The sequence below is a fragment of the Arthrobacter sp. FW306-07-I genome (assembly GCF_021800405.1).
Taxonomy (GTDB): Bacteria; Actinomycetota; Actinomycetes; order Actinomycetales; family Micrococcaceae; genus Arthrobacter.
This window is the reverse complement of sequence record NZ_CP084550.1, coordinates 2,871,344-2,887,138: the sequence shown is the minus strand read 5'-3', so window position 1 is coordinate 2,887,138 and position 15,795 is coordinate 2,871,344. Positions and strand designations below refer to the sequence as shown.

Genomic DNA, 15,795 nt, shown 5'->3' with positions numbered 1-15,795 from the left:
GGCCACTGCTCTGTTCGCTCATCGGGTCATGACCTCTTTCTCGAGTTTGTCCAGCGACTGTGACCAGGCCACCAGCCGGGCTTCGGTTGCCGGGCGTTCGTTTATCAGTTCGCGGATGCCGGTGGCGTCCGTGCCGAGGTACCTGGCCACCGCGGCTATGGTGTCCTCGGCTGTGGCACCTGGGCCGAGGCGGAGCTTTCCGGAAAGCCGCACCAGCAGCCCTGCCCGCAGGTTGTCCCGGGCCTGGCCGACGGAGCGGGAGTCCTGGTAAAGCCGGGCACGCCCTTCCGCAGTCTCAACAGCCTTGACCACCACCGGCAGCGGCTCGAACACCAGCGGGCCGTGGCGGCGCCCCCGCCACAGGACGGCGGCCGATGCCACCAGGAGCAGCCAGGGGCCCAGGAAACGGGCCCAGTCCGGTGCAAGGTCATCCAGTGTCTTCCCGGATCCGGTCACTGCGACGTCCTCCAGCGAGGGCAGGTACCAGACCAGGTCCGGCGATGCGCCCAGCATCCGGACTGCCAACGCGGCGTTGCCCAGTTCATCCAGCTTGTCGTTGCCCAGCACCGCCCGGTTGCCCAGCACGGCCAGGCGTCCGTCGTTGCTGACGGCGAACATCCCGGCGGTTCCGGCTGCCCGGTAGCAGGCCGTCCCGCCGTCGTAGACGAAGCCGCCCTGGCCCGTGACCTGTCCCGCTGCCTCCGCATCCGGCTGGTCGCAGCCCGGGTTTAGGACCGGGAAGCCATCGGGAACCACACCGGCCTGGCGGATCCCGCTGTCAAGGGCGGTGAGGGTTTCCAGCCTGGGCGAAACCACCACCACTTTGTCAGCGGCCGACATAAGTGCGGCCAGCTGCGGCTCACCCAGGATGCCGTTCCTGTCATAGAGCAGGAGCGTGGGGGAGGAGCCGGAGCGCAGGTCATCCAAGGCTGCGTCGAAACGTGCGGGCGTGTGGACGGAGACTCCGTGCCGGCCCAGAATCTCGCCCAACGCCCTGGCCCCGTCCGGCCCGGCATTGTGGACGGAGAGGGGAATCGTGTCGCCCTTGGGAGCGAGTTGCGTGCCGATCACCAGCGCCAACGCGGCGGCCACCACAACACCCGCTGCCGTAAGTCCCCGGTGCTGCCGGAGCCAGGCGAGGAACCTCCCTGCGTGGGAGGTCGGTGGCGCGGACACGGCTTCCGGGATGTCCTCGCGGCCAGCGGCAGGACCCGGATGCCTGGTATCAGTAGCGGAGCCGCTCATGCCAGCCGTACCGCGCTGCCGGATGGAACCGGCTTCGTGGCATCCAAGTCGGAGTCCAGGCCCACCATCTCCTGGTAGTCGGCGCTGCCTGCATACCTGTTCCCATACCGAATGCCGTCAAAGACGGCCGCCGCCCGCAGCAATCGCCCGGACTCAGCGTTGAAGGACACGGACAGTGCCCGCGCCGCTTCATCGGCGGTACGGCCCGGCTGCGGGTCCAGGATGGTGCGGTCTTCAGCGCTGCGGACCACGGCACGGAAGCGGTCGACGACGGCGTCCCCCCACTTTCCGGCCGCGGCTGCGGCTTCTGCGCGGTTCCGGTAGTCGATCGCTGACATGGCCGCTTCCCGTTCGAAGACGTCCTTGGCCTTCCGGGCGCGGGCGTTCAGCCGGGGGCGCGCGAGGATGATGGCAGCTGCGATGATGGCCGCAATGACGAGGGCGATGACCGGGCTGGGCACAGCTGTTGAGTCCCCGGAGGAGCCGTCCAGGGACTGCAACCAGTCGAGGAAGTTCCGCCAGAGGGTGTCCACCCAGGATGGGGCGGCGTCCCGGTATTCCGGTTTGGCCAGCTCCTCTGCCGCCCAGCGCCGTGCCTCCGCCGAATCCGGGAGCACCGGAGGCTCAGCGGCCATACGGCCATGCCCCTGGTGACCCTGGCGCCGTCCCATACCCGGGGTACGGCGTGCTCCTGCCTGCCTGCGTCCCCCTGCCCGGGACGCCGTCAGGATCAGCACCGGTCTCCAGCTGGCGCAGCAGCGCGATGTCCAGGCCGTCCTTGCGCATCCGCAGGTCCATATAGAGCAGCGCCATCACGGATGTCTGGTAGGCGTAAGCCACCGCGCCCACCAGGGCACCGATCACCGCGGTGACCACACCCATGACAACGCCCATTGTGGCGTCCTGCCCGCTGCCGCCGTGCGGCGAGACCACACCGGACACGAACGTGGGCAGGAGGCTTACCGGAATCAGGACCACCTGGGTGATTACCCCCACCAGGACCGCCACCACCAAGGTGATGCCCAGGATCCGCCACCAGTTAGCCCGGGTTAATTCCCAGGAACGACGGATTCCGGCAAAGGCTCCAACCTCTTCGATGACGACGGCGGCAGGCGCCACCATGACCTTGACCGCCACCCACGCAACCGCGACGCCAAAAGCCAGCATGAGGGGGAATACCAGCAGCACGGCCGCGCCCCGGACGTTGGAGAACAGGAAAACAATGATGGCGACAAAGAGCGCCATGGTGGCCAGAACCGCCGCCACCATCAGCGCCGCCAGCCCGGCCAGTGCGCCGAACCTTGGCCGCGCCAGCGACAGCATGCGCCGGAAGCCGGTGGGCCGGTTCAGGATGGAACGCGCCACAGGCACCACCATGGCGCCTTGGAGGATGGCGGAAATGAACACCGACAAGATGGACAGGAGGGCAAAGCCGGCCATCATACCGATCCCAAGGGAGGTGAGTTCGGCGCTGCTGGCCGTTTCGGCCCAGGCCTCGACGGAGCCCGACGAAGTGGCAAGGAGCGCTGTGACTACCGCAGCGAGGATGGCCGACAATGACTGCGCCAGCAAACCGGCCCCGAGCATTGCCTTGGCATTGCGCCTGATGGCTTGGAACGATCCGTCCAGAACTTCCCCGAACATCAGGGGCCGCAACGGAATGATCCCCGGCTTCGGCGGGGCTACGTAGCGCGGCTGACCGCCGGGTGAGGCCCCGTATGGTGACGCCCCATACGGGGTTGCTCCATAAGGTGATGCCCCATAAGGCGCAGCGGGATAGGCAGAGCCGTTGTACTGGGACCCGTTGTAAGGGGAACCATTAGGCGGCTGCCCGCCGCTGGCCTGTCCGCCATTGGATTGTCCGCCGTATGCCTGGCTTCCAGAGGGGGAGGCGCCGGGGTATGGGCCGCCGGCGTACGGGTTATTCGCGGACGGTTGCTGGCCGGGCGTCTGCTGCCACGGCTGTGTTTGAGGCCGTTGCTGCCATGGCTGCTGCTTCTCCCAAGGGGACTGCTGCCCGGACTGTGATTGCTGGCCTTCGTGGGGTTGGTGCCCGGGCGGCGCCCACGGCTGGTTCCATGCACCCGCGCCTGGTTTGGGCGTTGCGGGCCTGGGCGCGTCGGGTCCTGGCGTCTCCGGGCCGGGCATGCCTGCCGACACGGGCGTGCTGCCGTCCGGTGCATCCCGCGGCCGCTCCTGCCTGGGTTCCCCGGGCCCCGACTCCTGTGGTGACACTGATTCCTCCCCCAATACCAGTCTGCCCGCCCTGTACCAGCCGCCGGAAGGTGCGCACCGGCAGCGCGGGACATGACCCCAAGACTATAGTTCCGGCGTCGGACGGCCTAGTACTCCCGCCATGCCGGAAGCCGCTCAACAGGACAAACCCATTTCGATAAGGGAATATATAGCTATGAAGGCACGCATTCTGGTGGTAGACGATGACGAAGCGCTGGCCGAGATGATTGGAATTGTCCTCCGTAATGACGGCTTCGAGCCGGTCTTTTGCGCGGACGGAGCCCAGGCGCTGGACGTCTTCCGGTCATCGCGGCCGGACCTGGTCCTGCTCGACCTCATGCTTCCCGGCATGGACGGCATCGAGGTCTGCCGGCAAATCCGCGGCGAGTCGGACGTGCCCATCGTCATGCTGACCGCCAAGTCGGATACCTCCGACGTCGTCCGCGGACTCGAGTCCGGTGCTGATGACTACGTGCCCAAACCCTTCAAGCCCGCCGAGTTGGTGGCGCGCGTGCGGGCCCGCCTTCGCCCCGGGGACCAGAAGGCGCCCGAGACACTGCGCATCGCGGACATCACCATCGATGTTGCCGGCCACACCGTCAGCAGGGGCAATGAGCGGATCTCCCTGACCCCGCTGGAATTCGACCTCCTGGTGGCGCTGGCCCGTAAACCCTGGCAGGTCTTCACCCGGGAGCTGCTGCTGGAGCAGGTTTGGGGATACCGCCATGCTGCAGACACCAGGCTGGTCAACGTCCATGTCCAGCGACTGCGGTCCAAGATCGAGCAGGACCCGGAAGCCCCGGAAGTTGTATTGACGGTGCGTGGTGTCGGCTACAAAGCAGGGGTCTGACCCCTCCGCGCGGGACGGGGAACCGGACCAGCGCACAACCCCGCACTCTGTCGTTGCCGGCATGGACCGGAACACCGCGGGCCAGGACGACGTCGCGGGGGACACCGCGCCCCGCGACGGCGCCGCACCCGACGCTGCCTCTCAGGGATCCGGCTCACAGGACGCTGGCTCACAGGGCGCGCCCGGTCCCCGGGATGGCATCACTCCCGTCCTCAGGCATGTGGGCTTCAGGGCCAGGATTTGGCAGCGGCGTGCCCTGATCGTCGCCCTGCGCGTGGCACGCCTGGTCCGCACGGGCGTCCGCCGCTTCCTTCCCGGCCTGAGGTACCTGGGCCGCGCCCTGCAGCAGCGCTGGCGCCGGTCCCTGCAGTTCCGTACCGTCCTCACCACCCTCATGCTGGCCGTGACCTCGTTTGCCGTCGTAGGCGCATACCTGTCCAACCAGATCGCCAACAACCTCTTCCAGGAGCGGCTGACCCAGGCAGAGTCGGAGACCCGTTACAACGTCAAGCAGGTACAGGACACGTTCGACGGCGCCCAGGTCACCGACCAGTCCAGCGTTATCACCTTGGTTTCGGACACGCTGAGCGCCGTGGAAGGCCGTGGTTCGGTCATCCAGCGCCGCTACGTCTTCGAAGCGATGCCCAACCAGACCAAGCCCCGGAACCGCTGGGTGGAGTCACGCGCCTCCGACCAGCTGACCGTCAGTGTCATCCCCGCGGACCTGCGGAAGGCAGTCCAGGACTCCGGCAAGGACCAGTACTGGGCCTCCACGGTCATCCCGGTGGGCACCGAGGACCGGCCGGGAATCGCCGTCGGGAACAAAGTGACCTTCAACGGCACGGTGTACGAGCTCTACCTGATCTATGACCTGAATACCGCCCAGCAGACGCTCAACGAAATCCAGAGCGTGTTGTGGGCCGGCGGTGCCGTGCTGGTCCTCATGATCGGCGCCGTAGCCTGGTACGTCACCCGCAACGTGGTCAGCCCGGTCAGCCACGCCGCCATGGTGTCCGAGAAGCTGGCAGCCGGACAGTTGCAGGAGCGCATGGTGGTCAAGGGCGAGGACGAGGTGGCGCGCCTTGGCGCTTCCTTCAACCACATGGCAGCCAGCCTGCAGGAGCAGATCACGCAACTGGCAACGCTTTCGCAGATGCAGCAGCGATTTGTCTCCGACGTCTCGCACGAATTGCGGACGCCGTTGACCACCGTCCGGATGGCAGCAGAAGTCCTCTATGACGCGCGTGATGATTTCGACCCCATCAACAAGCGGTCCGCAGAGCTGCTCTACAACCAAGTGGAGCGGTTCCAGTCCCTCCTCTCCGACCTCCTTGAAATCAGCCGCTTCGATGCGGGCGTGGCAATGCTGGATGCCGAGCCGGAGGACCTGCTACAGGTGATCGCCCACGTCATTGAAGGAGCGGCACCCGTAGCCGCGGAGTATGGCTCCGAAATCATTTTCGCTGCCCCCGAAGGGGCGATGATCGTGGAAATGGACGCGCGGCGGATTGACAGGATTTTGCGGAACCTGATCCTGAACGCAGTCGAGCACGGTGAGGGCAAACCCGTGACGGTCACCGTCGCGGCCAATGAAACTGCCGTCGGCGTCGCGGTCCGGGACCACGGCATTGGCATGGACCAGGCACAGGCTGCCCGGGTTTTCGACAGGTTCTGGCGTGCCGATCCCGCCCGTGCCCGCACCACCGGCGGCAGTGGCCTGGGACTGTCCATCGCCATGGAAGACACAAAGCTGCACCACGGCTGGCTGCAGGCCTGGGGAAGGAAGGGGGATGGTGCCAACTTCCGGCTCACCCTCCCGCTGCGGCAGGATGCCGTGATCGCCGAGTCGCCCGTCCAACTGGAACCAAAGGACGCCACCATCCCGGGAGCGCCGGGAAGCATCCCGGCGGAACAGGACTACAAGAACATGCTGGTGCTCCAAACAGGCACCGCCAGGCCTGCTCCGGTGCGGGCACCCGAGGAGACACCATGAAGGCGGCAGCGCGCCACGCCAGGTACCCGGCGGCGCTGCTGGCGCTGCTGATCGTCCTGCTGTCGGGCTGCGCGCGGATCCCCACGTCCGGCCCGGTCGGCAAGAGCAGCGAAAGCAGCGCGGGAAACGTCAGTGCACCGGTGTTCCTGCCGGCGGCGCCACAACCGGGCGCATCACCGGAAACCATCATCGACTACTTCTACCGGGCCGGCAGCGGCTACGAGGACGACTACGCGGTGGCCCGCCAATACCTGACGCAGGCATCGGCAGTGTCCTGGAAACCGGACAAGCGCGCCCTGGTGTACCGGGAGGCCCGCGTTGTCCCCACTGGCACCGAGAACGTCTTCAACTACGAACTGGACGTCTCCTACACGGTGAACGCGGACGGCATCGCCACGCAGTCGCCGCCGGGAACAGTGGAACGTATTCCCGTGACGGTGACGCAGGTGGACGGGGAGTGGCGGATCTCCGCGATTCCGGACGGGACAGCCATCGCGGAGGAAACGTTCAAGGTAATCTACGGCGCCTACCCCATCTATTTTTACGACCCCACCTTCACCTACGCCGTCCCCGACGTCCGCTGGTTCCTGAAGAACAAGACTGTCAAGGCCATGACCAGCGCATTGCTGGCCGGCCCTGCTCCATACCTGCGCGGCGCCGTCGCCAGCGCTTTTCCCTCCGGGATCAAGCTGGCCCGTGAATCGGTGCCCGTCGTGTCCGGGGCGGCCCAGGTGGACCTGACGGCCAAGGAACTGACGGAAACATCGGCCGAGGACCGGCTGCGCATGCAGATGCAGCTGACGCTGACGTTCCGAAGCCAGCCCGACGTGGTCAATGTCGAGCTGCGCGCCAACCAGGACCTGGTCCGGGTGGAGGACAACGGGAGTGTCCTTCCGCCGGTGCTGGACAAGACCGTGCCGTCGCGGCAGATCGCCATTAGCGGTAATGAACTGGTGCGGTACGAGAACAACCGGGTGTCGCCGCTGCCGGACATGCAGCCGGTTTCAGCGCTCAATCCCCGGTATCCTGCCGAGTCTCCGGTCTCGCAGACTGCGGCCTTCCTCAACGACGGCCGAACCACGCTGTACAGCATCAGCCCAGGGCAACCTGCGCGTTCCCTGACCACCAGGAGCACCCTCAGCCGGCCGTCCATCAGTCTTAGCGACTGGGTATGGACAGCGGGGCCGGGCGCCACGGGTGCCACCGAAGTGGTGGCCTTCCACCCCGCCGGCGTGGCGGAAGGAGCAGCAGTCCCGTCCGTAACGATGGCACCCGCTTGGCTCGCCGGCCGCACGGTGAAGGAACTCCGTATCTCGCGCGACGGGGTGCGCGCCCTGGTCATTTCCGAACAAAACGGCAAGTCCAAGGTACAGGTAGCGGGCGTGATCCGGGCCGGGGACGGCACACCGCGGGAGCTGACGGTGCCCATCACCTTGGTGGCTTCCAGTGATCCCGACCAAGGCGTCTGGGTGAACGGCACCACCGTGGCGGTCATGAAGGGGGCCGCCGGTACGAATGTCACGCCGGAACTTCTGTCCCTGACTTCCGGGCAGCCGCAGCAGTTGGCTCCCTGGCCGGGCCTGGTCTCCATCAGCGCCGGAAATGGCGCCGACGACCTCTACGTGCAGTCCGGGGAAGGGATCTTCCAGCGCCTCGGCAATGGCTGGTCGCCGCAGATCAAGGGGCCCATCGATCCGGCATTCCCGGGCTGATCCTCTTCTGCCCCCGAGCTGGCAACGTGCAGGCAGCGCAGCGCTTCGCCGGGTTGGGATCCCGTCTTGTCCACATAGCCGCCGGCCGGCTGCCCGCTGCCCCTGGATCTGGTCCACAGTGGGACGGTGGACGGTATGAAGCCAGGAAAGGATCCCGCCGATCGCGGCCGCAATCGTAGGCGGGTCATCGATCCCGATCTTTGCCCGCCGCCGCCCTCGGCGGCACTGCACCGCGCTGAGCACCAGGCGGCCTTCCTGCGCCTTCTCGACTGGGTGACCGGTGCTGCGGAAGAACTCCTCGCTTTGGCGGTCCCGGTGGACTGCGTGTGCTGCGGATCGGAGGACCACAGCCTTTGCCCATCCTGCGCCGGCCGCCTCCGGCAGCTGACCAGGCAGCCCTTCCGCGCCGAAAGCGGGGCGCCGGCCCTGATGGACGTTGCGGGGACCGTCATGCTGCCGGTGGTGGCAGCAGGTGTGTACCGCGACGAACTGGCACAGGGGCTGTTGTCGTTCAAGCGGCATGGGCAGCACCAGCTTGCCAAAAGCCTTGGCCGCGCGCTGGCCTCGGCAGTCAGGGCAGCAGCACGTGGCGGCACCGGGTTCCTGTTGGTTCCGGTGCCCACCAGCACGTCCGCGTATGTCAACCGGGGTTTCAGTCCCGTCCACCTCTTGCTGAAGCAGGCGGCACGGCAATTGCCGGGGTTCGACGTCGCCGATGTCCTGCGTAAGGCCCCGGCATCCGGACGCCGCTTTCCGGACCGGTGCAAGGGGCTTGTCAGCCGGGAAGCGTTGGGGGGTCAAAAGGGGCTGGGTCGGGGAGCCCGGTCACAACGGGTCCGGGGGTCCATGCAGGTCAGATCCACTGTCCGGGAAAAGGTCGCAGGACGCCCCTGCATCCTCATCGACGACGTCCTGACCACCGGCGCCACCCTTGGCGAAGCGGCCCGGGCGCTGCACCTTGCCGGCGCCCAGGTGAGGGGCGCTGTCGTGCTGGCGGCGACACGCCCACCCGACGCGCCGGACCCGGAGGCGGTACCCGCGGTACGGCCAGTGAACCACCATGACTTAGAAAAAAATAAACCGGGAAAGGATGAATAACGGGTGGCTATGAACTAACGTCTGAGGTGGGTACCAAGAACAGAATGTACCTTTCGATGGCGGCTCGGAGAGGGGCTCGACTGTCAGGCAGCCCGGCCCATGGAAGTGCCGCCGTCGTGTCACCGAAGTCATTTGGAGGGCACCATGGAGTTTATGATCAGCGGACGAAATCTGACAGTTTCAGACCGGTTCCGCGAATACGCCGGGGAAAAGATCGCAAAGATCGAATCGTTGGGTGACAAGATCCAGCGGGTCGATACGAAAGTCTCCAAGGAGACCAATGCCCGGCAGACCGGCGACCAGTTGACCGTCGAGGTGACAGTCCTGGGCCGGGGCCCCGTAATTCGTGCCGAAGCGAGCGCCGCAGACAAATTTGCCGCCTTTGACCTCGCCTACAACAAACTGCTTGAACGGCTCCGGCGGGCAAAGGACCGTAAGAAGGTCCACCACGGCCGCCACACGCCCAAGGCTGTCCGTGAAGCAACAGCCACCCTTGAACCAGCCAGCGCGCACGAACCGCTGTACCTTGAAGCCAACCGCAGGAGCGAAACCGCGCAGGCACCGGAAGAAAAATCCCCTTACGATGTCGAGAATGACATCCCGGCCGGGAGTTCGCCGGTACTGATCCGGCGCAAGGTCTTTCCCGCTGCTTCAATGACCCTCGACGATGCCGTGGACAACATGGAGCTCGTCGGCCATGACTTCTATCTTTTCGTGGACAAGGCGACCAACACGCCGTCCGTCGTGTACCGCCGCCGCGGCTGGACCTACGGAGTCATCACTCTGGACCACGAATGCGAGCCAGGGGACACTGCCGTGGAGGAAAAGGTCCTGGCCTACCGCTCGGATGACGCCGCCGCTAACGCATAAGGTGGATTAAACCACCGCCAGAGAGGACTCAATTGTCAGCAACGCTGAGCCTTGACCAGGCCCGGCGGATCGCACTGGCAGCACAGGGACTCCATAAAGGACGGCCCACCGGCCCCGTGACAGCACGGACGGTGGGCCGTACTTTTGCCCGACTGCAGCTCGTCCAGATCGATTCCGTCAACGTCCTGGTCCGGAGTCATTTCCTGCCCTTCTATTCCAGGCTAGGCAATTACGACCGCGACATCCTGCAACGCATGTCAGCCAGCCACCCCCGCCGTATGCTGGAGTACTGGGCCCACGAAGCGAGCTATATCCGGCCGGAGCATTACCAGGACCTGATTCCATGGCAGAAGCGGTCCTGGGTGGGCGCCTCCCGGCTGGACCCCGTGATCCGCGCTGACGTCGCTGCCCGGATCCTGGCAGTCCTTGCCCGGTCCCGGCCCATGACCGCCTCGGAGCTGACAGCCCGGCTTGGCCACGTGGAGGAAAAACAGTCGGTTAACTGGGGCTGGAACTGGAATGCAGTTAAACGCGTGCTGGAAGACCTGTTTGAAGAAGGCCTGATATCGGCGGCCTCCAGGACCGGGCAATTCGAGCGCAGGTACACGCTGACATCGAAGGTCCTGCCGTCCCCGGCTCCTGAAGTCCGGGACGTGGACCCAACGGCAGCACTCCAGCGGCTCACCGATTCTGCCGCGCTGGCGCACGGAATCGGAAGCATCCGCTGCTTCGCGGACTACTTCCGGACGCCGGTCAAAGCAACCGCCCAGGCCGTGGAGCACCTCGTGCAGCAAGGCAGGCTGGAACCTGTCACGGTCACTGGCTGGGGGCGGGACGTCTTCCGGCACGTGGAAGCGACACTGCCACGGCGTGCCACCGGCCGTGCCCTGTTGAGCCCCTTCGATTCCCTGGTTTTCGAGCGCCGACGCCTGTGGGAACTGTTCGGGTTCCATTACCGGATCGAGATCTACACGCCCGAGCCAAAACGGCGCTTCGGATACTACGTCCTGCCCTTCCTTCTCCGGGACCGCATCGTGGCACGGGTCGACCTGAAAGCGGACAGGGCTGGCGGCCGGCTGTTGGTGAGGTCCGCTTTTGCCGAGCCGGACGCGCCGGTGGACACCGCCGTCGAACTCGCTGCCGAGCTGAAGCTAATGGGCCAATGGCTTGGCCTGCCGGAGGTGGAAGTGGGGGAGGCAGGCGACCTCGCCGTGGTTCTGTCCCGGGAGCTGGCACGCCTGTAGGGAGTATCCGCTCTGAGGGAAAAGGGGCACCGGCTGCGTGTCTCTCCCGTAGACTGAACACGCCAGAATTCGGCGGCATCAGACTGGGAGCATCTTCACGTGGCATCACTTATCGAAAAAATTCTCCGCACGGGTGACAAGAAAACACTCCGGCAGCTGCGGAACTATGCCGATTCCATCAACGCCCTCGAAGACTCATTCAAGACCTTCACCGACGCCGAGCTGCGTGAGGAGACCGATCGTCTCCGCGAACGCCACCGGGACGGTGAGAAACTCGACGACCTGCTTCCGGAGGCCTTTGCCGCCGTGCGGGAAGCCTCCTCACGCACCCTGGGGATGCGCCACTTCGATGTCCAGCTGATGGGCGGCGCCGCCCTGCACCTGGGCAATATCGCTGAAATGAAGACCGGTGAAGGCAAGACCCTGGTGGCGACCGCTCCCGCCTACCTGAACGCCCTCACCGGCAAGGGCGTGCACGTGATCACCGTTAACGACTACCTCGCCGAATACCAGTCCGAGCTCATGGGCCGCGTGTACCGTTTCCTTGGTTTGACCAGCGGCGTTATCCTCGCCAACCAGGATCCGGCCGTACGCCGCCAGCAGTACGCGGCAGACATCACCTATGGAACCAATAACGAGTTTGGCTTCGACTACCTGCGCGACAACATGGCCTGGGACCGGAATGAACTCGTCCAGCGCGGGCACAACTTTGCCATCGTCGACGAAGTCGACTCCATCCTGATCGACGAGGCACGGACGCCGCTGATCATCTCCGGCCCGGCCCAGGGCGACACCAACCGCTGGTACAGCGAATTCGCAAAAGTTGTGCTCCGGCTGCAGCCTGAGAAGGACTACGAAGTCGACGAGAAGAAACGCACCGTCGGCGTCCTGGAGAGCGGGATCGAAAAGGTCGAGGACTACCTCGGCATCACCAACCTTTACGAATCCGCGAACACCCCGCTGATCGGATTCCTGAACAACGCCATCAAGGCCAAGGAACTGTTCAAGCGGGACAAGGACTACGTCATCCTGGATGGCGAAGTCCTCATTGTTGACGAGCACACCGGCCGCATCCTGGCCGGACGCCGCTACAACGAAGGCATGCATCAAGCGATCGAGGCCAAGGAAGGCGTCGAGATCAAGGCCGAGAACCAGACGCTGGCCACCGTGACGCTGCAGAACTACTTCCGCATGTACAGCAAGCTTTCGGGCATGACGGGTACCGCTGAAACCGAGGCAGCTGAGTTCATGAGCACCTACAAGCTGGGTGTTGTGGCCATTCCAACCAACCGCGACATGCAGCGGATCGACCAGTCGGACCTTGTGTTCAAGAACGAAGTTGTAAAGTTCGACGCCGTGGTTCGCGATATCGCCGAACGGCACGAAAAAGGCCAGCCCGTCCTGGTTGGCACCACCAGCGTGGAAAAGAGCGAGTACCTGTCCAAGCTCCTGGCCAAGGAGGGCATCCGGCACGAGGTCCTGAACGCCAAGAACCATGCACGCGAAGCTGCCATCGTCGCGCAGGCAGGGCGGAAGGGCGCCGTCACCGTGGCCACCAACATGGCCGGCCGTGGTACCGACATCATGCTCGGCGGCAACGCCGAATTCACTGCCGTCGCCGAGCTCGCCAAGCGGGGGCTGGACCCGGAGGAGAACTCGGAAGAGTACGAGGCCGCCTGGCCCGCTGCCCTCGAAGAAGCCAAGCAGTCCGTGAAGGATGAACACGAGGAAGTCCTGAACCTCGGGGGACTGTATGTCCTGGGCACCGAACGCCACGAGTCACGCCGCATCGACAACCAGCTCCGCGGCCGGTCCGGCCGACAGGGCGACCCCGGCGAATCGCGCTTCTACCTTTCGCTGACCGATGACCTGATGCGGCTCTTCAATTCCGGGGCCGCAGAGCGGTTGATGAACAGCTCCGTCCCGGACGACGTGGCGCTGGAATCCAAACTCGTCTCGCGGGCCATCGCTTCCGCCCAGGGACAGGTGGAAGGCCGCAACGCCGAGCAGCGCAAGAATGTGTTGAAGTACGACGACGTCCTCAACCGCCAGCGTGAGGCCATCTACAGCGACCGCCGGCGCATCCTTGAGGGCGACGACCTGCACGAAAAGGTGCAGTTCTTCATCGAGGACACCATCACGGCCCTCATCGACGCCGCAACCGCAGAAGGAAACGGCGACGACTGGGACTTCCACCAGCTGTGGACAAACCTCAAGACGCTCTACCCTGTCAGCGTTACCGCCGAAGACATCATCGAAGAGGCCGGCGGCAAGTCCAGGGTCACCGTGGAGATGCTGAAGGAGGAAATCCTTTCCGACGCCCGCCTGGTGTACCAAGCCCGGGAAGAGGTCATTGGTTCCGAAAGCATGCGCGAGCTTGAGCGCCGCGTGGTGCTCTCTGTCATCGGCCGGAAATGGCAGGAACACCTCTACGAGATGGACTACCTCAAGGAGGGCATCGGCCTGCGGGCCATGGCACAACGCGATCCGCTGGTGGAGTACCAGCGCGAAGGTTTCGCGATGTTCCAAAGCATGATGGAAGCCATCCGGGAGGAGAGTGTTGGCTTCCTCTTCAACCTTGAGGTGGAAGTGACCCCTGCCCAGGATGTGGTTGTGCAGGACGCTGCGGGGGGCCACACCGAGCACATGGACCCCCAGGTTCGCGCTGCCGGCCTGGAAGCTCCGGAGAAGCCTGCCCAACTGCAGTACACCGCTCCCTCTGAGAGCGGTGGAACGCAGACCCGGGTGGAAACCCGGTCCGGGGGCGGACGTTCCGGAAACCCTGCCAAGGCAGCAGCCCAGGATGCCGCGAAACGGCCGGCGAAGAAGAAAAAGCGTTAGCAACACCGGCAACCCCGCCGGAAGCATTGGCGGCAGCAAGCAGGGCAGGGACGGAAGCGTCCCTGCCCTGCTTGCTGCCGCCTCGCTGTTGTTCTCCGCCAATGCCCGTCCCCAAAAGAATCAGCCGATGACGAGTTCAACTATCCGCCATACCTGTTTGCTGCGCTCAAGCCGGACAGCAACGGCACGGGCGCGTACATCATCCACCACCACGGCGCTGGCCTCATAGATTCCGTCGGCCACCTCACATAACCGCACCGAGCGGACCGTCGAGTTCCGGTGCAGCCGGGCCAGCGCAGGGTTTCCAGTCCTCGTTATTTCGCGCCTGATCAGTGCCGCCCGGTGCTGCAGGGACGCCAGGCACCGGGGATCAAGGCGCCGCGCCAACTGGTGGACGGGTCGGATTCCGGCCAGGACTTCCATGGCGGCCTGGATCGTCCCCCTCGTGATCGCCCTGACTTCCGCCGCCTCATTGACCGGCTGCAGAGCTGGCTTCACCCCGGGAGGCTGGGCCCCCGGTGCCGGCGCAGGGCGCCTTTGCACCATGCCCCTCCCCCCGATTCCCCTGGTGGCGTCAATCCCCTGGACGGTCCCGACAGATGTCGCTGCAGTCATTGTGTTCTCCTGGTTCAAATCGTTTGATGGAGTGTGGCAGGCCTGCCGGTAAGGCCGCCGGCCGGAATTGGCGAAAGGCACCCGGGCCGAGTGGCCCTGGTTACGGCGCCGCAGGCGCCTGCAGTATTTGGCCGGGAAGCAGGACGTCAGGACTTCCGCCGATTAGGGCGCGGTTTGTTGCATACCACCGCGGCCATTCAAGGGCTACGTCCACGTCGGATGCCTCCGGTCCCAGATAGGTGGCCACGATGTCCCATAGCGTGTCGCCGGCGATTACGGTTACTGCGGTTCCCTCGCCACCCGAGTCTGGACCGGAGGTACTTCTCGTTTGCGGTCCCACCAGCAAACCGGGTTCCACCATCGGGGGAGCTGGCTGCCAGCCGGGGTCGAGTGTGGCGTCAGGAGGTTCACTGCGTGAACTGCGCGCCGTCGCAGGGTCTTCAAGCGCTCCTGGCGCGTCGTCCGCAACAACCGTTGGCGTTGGGACCTGCGTACCGCCAGCGCCAAGGGTCCTGCCTCGCCCCTCAGCAGTGCCCAGGGCCGCAGGGTCCGATGGAACTGACGCTGCGTATGCCTGGGTCGGCGTCCACTCAGGCCCAGGTGTGGCCGGCGCGGCATTCGCCGCGGCTCCTGCCACAAGTTGCAGCGACAGGGCGGCAACCACCGCCCGCCGCATAAAGGCGGGAGACAGCCTGCGCGCGGCAGCCGCCGCACGCCGTCGTCCGAGGTGTTCCAGCAAAACCGACGCACCTGCGGCCAGGATCGAGAAGGCCCACCACAGCAGAAGGCCCAAGCCGGCCGCCGCCGCGGCCGCCCCTAAAAGAACGCCGACGGGTGCTTCCTGGTTGCGGTCCGCCGAGGTCTGCCACTGTCCAAGCAGGCCAACCCCCAGGAAGCAAAGCAGAATGCCCAACGCCAGAAGGGCCAGAGCCATGACGGCATTGGACCACCCCGCCTCTTCGGAACGTGCCATTACTACTCCTTTAATGCGGTTTGATGCTGTTTGATGCCACTTGACCAAGTCTGCTGTGAACCATTGGCATTTGTCCATACGTTGGAGAGGAAAAGGCGAAGCCGTTGACTGACCGGGCA

At 65.3% G+C, this 15,795-nt stretch carries 12 protein-coding genes; 7 read left to right on the top strand and 5 right to left on the bottom strand.

What is annotated here, in order from left to right; all coding sequences use genetic code 11:
- Window positions 1-18 precede the first annotated feature (18 nt).
- From LFT46_RS13315 to LFT46_RS13305, 3 genes are read right to left on the bottom strand one after another with little or no spacing between them, the layout of a single operon-like run.
- The gene (locus LFT46_RS13315; protein WP_236820101.1) at window positions 19-1,245 is read right to left on the bottom strand and encodes a DUF4350 domain-containing protein; all 1,227 of its coding nucleotides are present in this window, start codon (window positions 1,243-1,245) and stop codon (window positions 19-21) included.
- Window positions 1,242-1,880, bottom strand: a complete 639-nt coding sequence (locus tag LFT46_RS13310) for a DUF4129 domain-containing protein (protein ID WP_236820099.1) — start codon at window positions 1,878-1,880, stop codon at window positions 1,242-1,244. The genes LFT46_RS13315 and LFT46_RS13310 overlap by 4 nt, the downstream gene beginning before the upstream one ends.
- Window positions 1,870-2,889, bottom strand: coding sequence for a DUF7847 domain-containing protein (locus tag LFT46_RS13305; protein WP_236820089.1), 1,020 nt, complete (start codon window positions 2,887-2,889; stop codon window positions 1,870-1,872). The genes LFT46_RS13310 and LFT46_RS13305 overlap by 11 nt, the downstream gene beginning before the upstream one ends.
- A 766-nt stretch (window positions 2,890-3,655) precedes the next feature.
- On the opposite strand from LFT46_RS13305, the gene mtrA reads away from it, so the two are divergent.
- The 7 genes from mtrA to secA all read left to right on the top strand — a co-directional run bounded on the left by mtrA (window position 3,656) and on the right by secA (window position 14,088).
- A complete protein-coding gene (gene mtrA, locus LFT46_RS13300) occupies window positions 3,656-4,330 on the top strand; it encodes an MtrAB system response regulator MtrA (RefSeq protein ID WP_018768515.1) in 675 nt (224 codons plus the stop codon).
- A gap of 61 nt (window positions 4,331-4,391) precedes the next feature.
- Window positions 4,392-6,323, top strand: coding sequence for an MtrAB system histidine kinase MtrB (mtrB, locus tag LFT46_RS13295; protein ID WP_236820087.1), 1,932 nt, complete (start codon window positions 4,392-4,394; stop codon window positions 6,321-6,323).
- A complete protein-coding gene (locus LFT46_RS13290; RefSeq protein ID WP_236820085.1) occupies window positions 6,320-8,035 on the top strand; it encodes an LpqB family beta-propeller domain-containing protein in 1,716 nt (571 codons plus the stop codon). Before mtrB ends, LFT46_RS13290 begins: the two co-directional genes overlap by 4 nt.
- Before the next feature lie 135 nt (window positions 8,036-8,170).
- A complete protein-coding gene (locus LFT46_RS13285; RefSeq protein ID WP_236802894.1) occupies window positions 8,171-9,133 on the top strand; it encodes a ComF family protein in 963 nt (320 codons plus the stop codon).
- A 144-nt stretch (window positions 9,134-9,277) separates the two neighbouring features.
- Window positions 9,278-10,003, top strand: a complete 726-nt coding sequence (gene hpf, locus LFT46_RS13280) for a ribosome hibernation-promoting factor, HPF/YfiA family (protein ID WP_236798917.1) — start codon at window positions 9,278-9,280, stop codon at window positions 10,001-10,003.
- Between the two features lie 32 nt (window positions 10,004-10,035).
- Window positions 10,036-11,247 carry a winged helix-turn-helix domain-containing protein gene (locus tag LFT46_RS13275; RefSeq protein ID WP_236820083.1) on the top strand — a complete coding sequence of 404 codons (1,212 nt, stop codon included), beginning with the start codon at window positions 10,036-10,038 and terminating at the stop codon, window positions 11,245-11,247.
- Window positions 11,248-11,346: 99 nt separating this feature from the next.
- Window positions 11,347-14,088: a preprotein translocase subunit SecA gene (secA, locus tag LFT46_RS13270; RefSeq protein WP_236798915.1), complete on the top strand. Its 2,742-nt coding sequence runs from the start codon at window positions 11,347-11,349 to the stop codon at window positions 14,086-14,088.
- Between the two features lie 120 nt (window positions 14,089-14,208).
- Here secA and LFT46_RS13265 read toward each other — a convergent pair whose 3' ends face one another.
- Window positions 14,209-14,586 (bottom strand): Rv3235 family protein, encoded by a 378-nt coding sequence (locus tag LFT46_RS13265; RefSeq protein WP_236820081.1) that lies wholly within the window; start codon window positions 14,584-14,586, stop codon window positions 14,209-14,211.
- Between the two features lie 217 nt (window positions 14,587-14,803).
- A complete protein-coding gene (locus LFT46_RS13260; protein ID WP_236820079.1) occupies window positions 14,804-15,676 on the bottom strand; it encodes a LysM peptidoglycan-binding domain-containing protein in 873 nt (290 codons plus the stop codon).
- Between the last annotated feature and the right edge of the window lie 119 nt (window positions 15,677-15,795).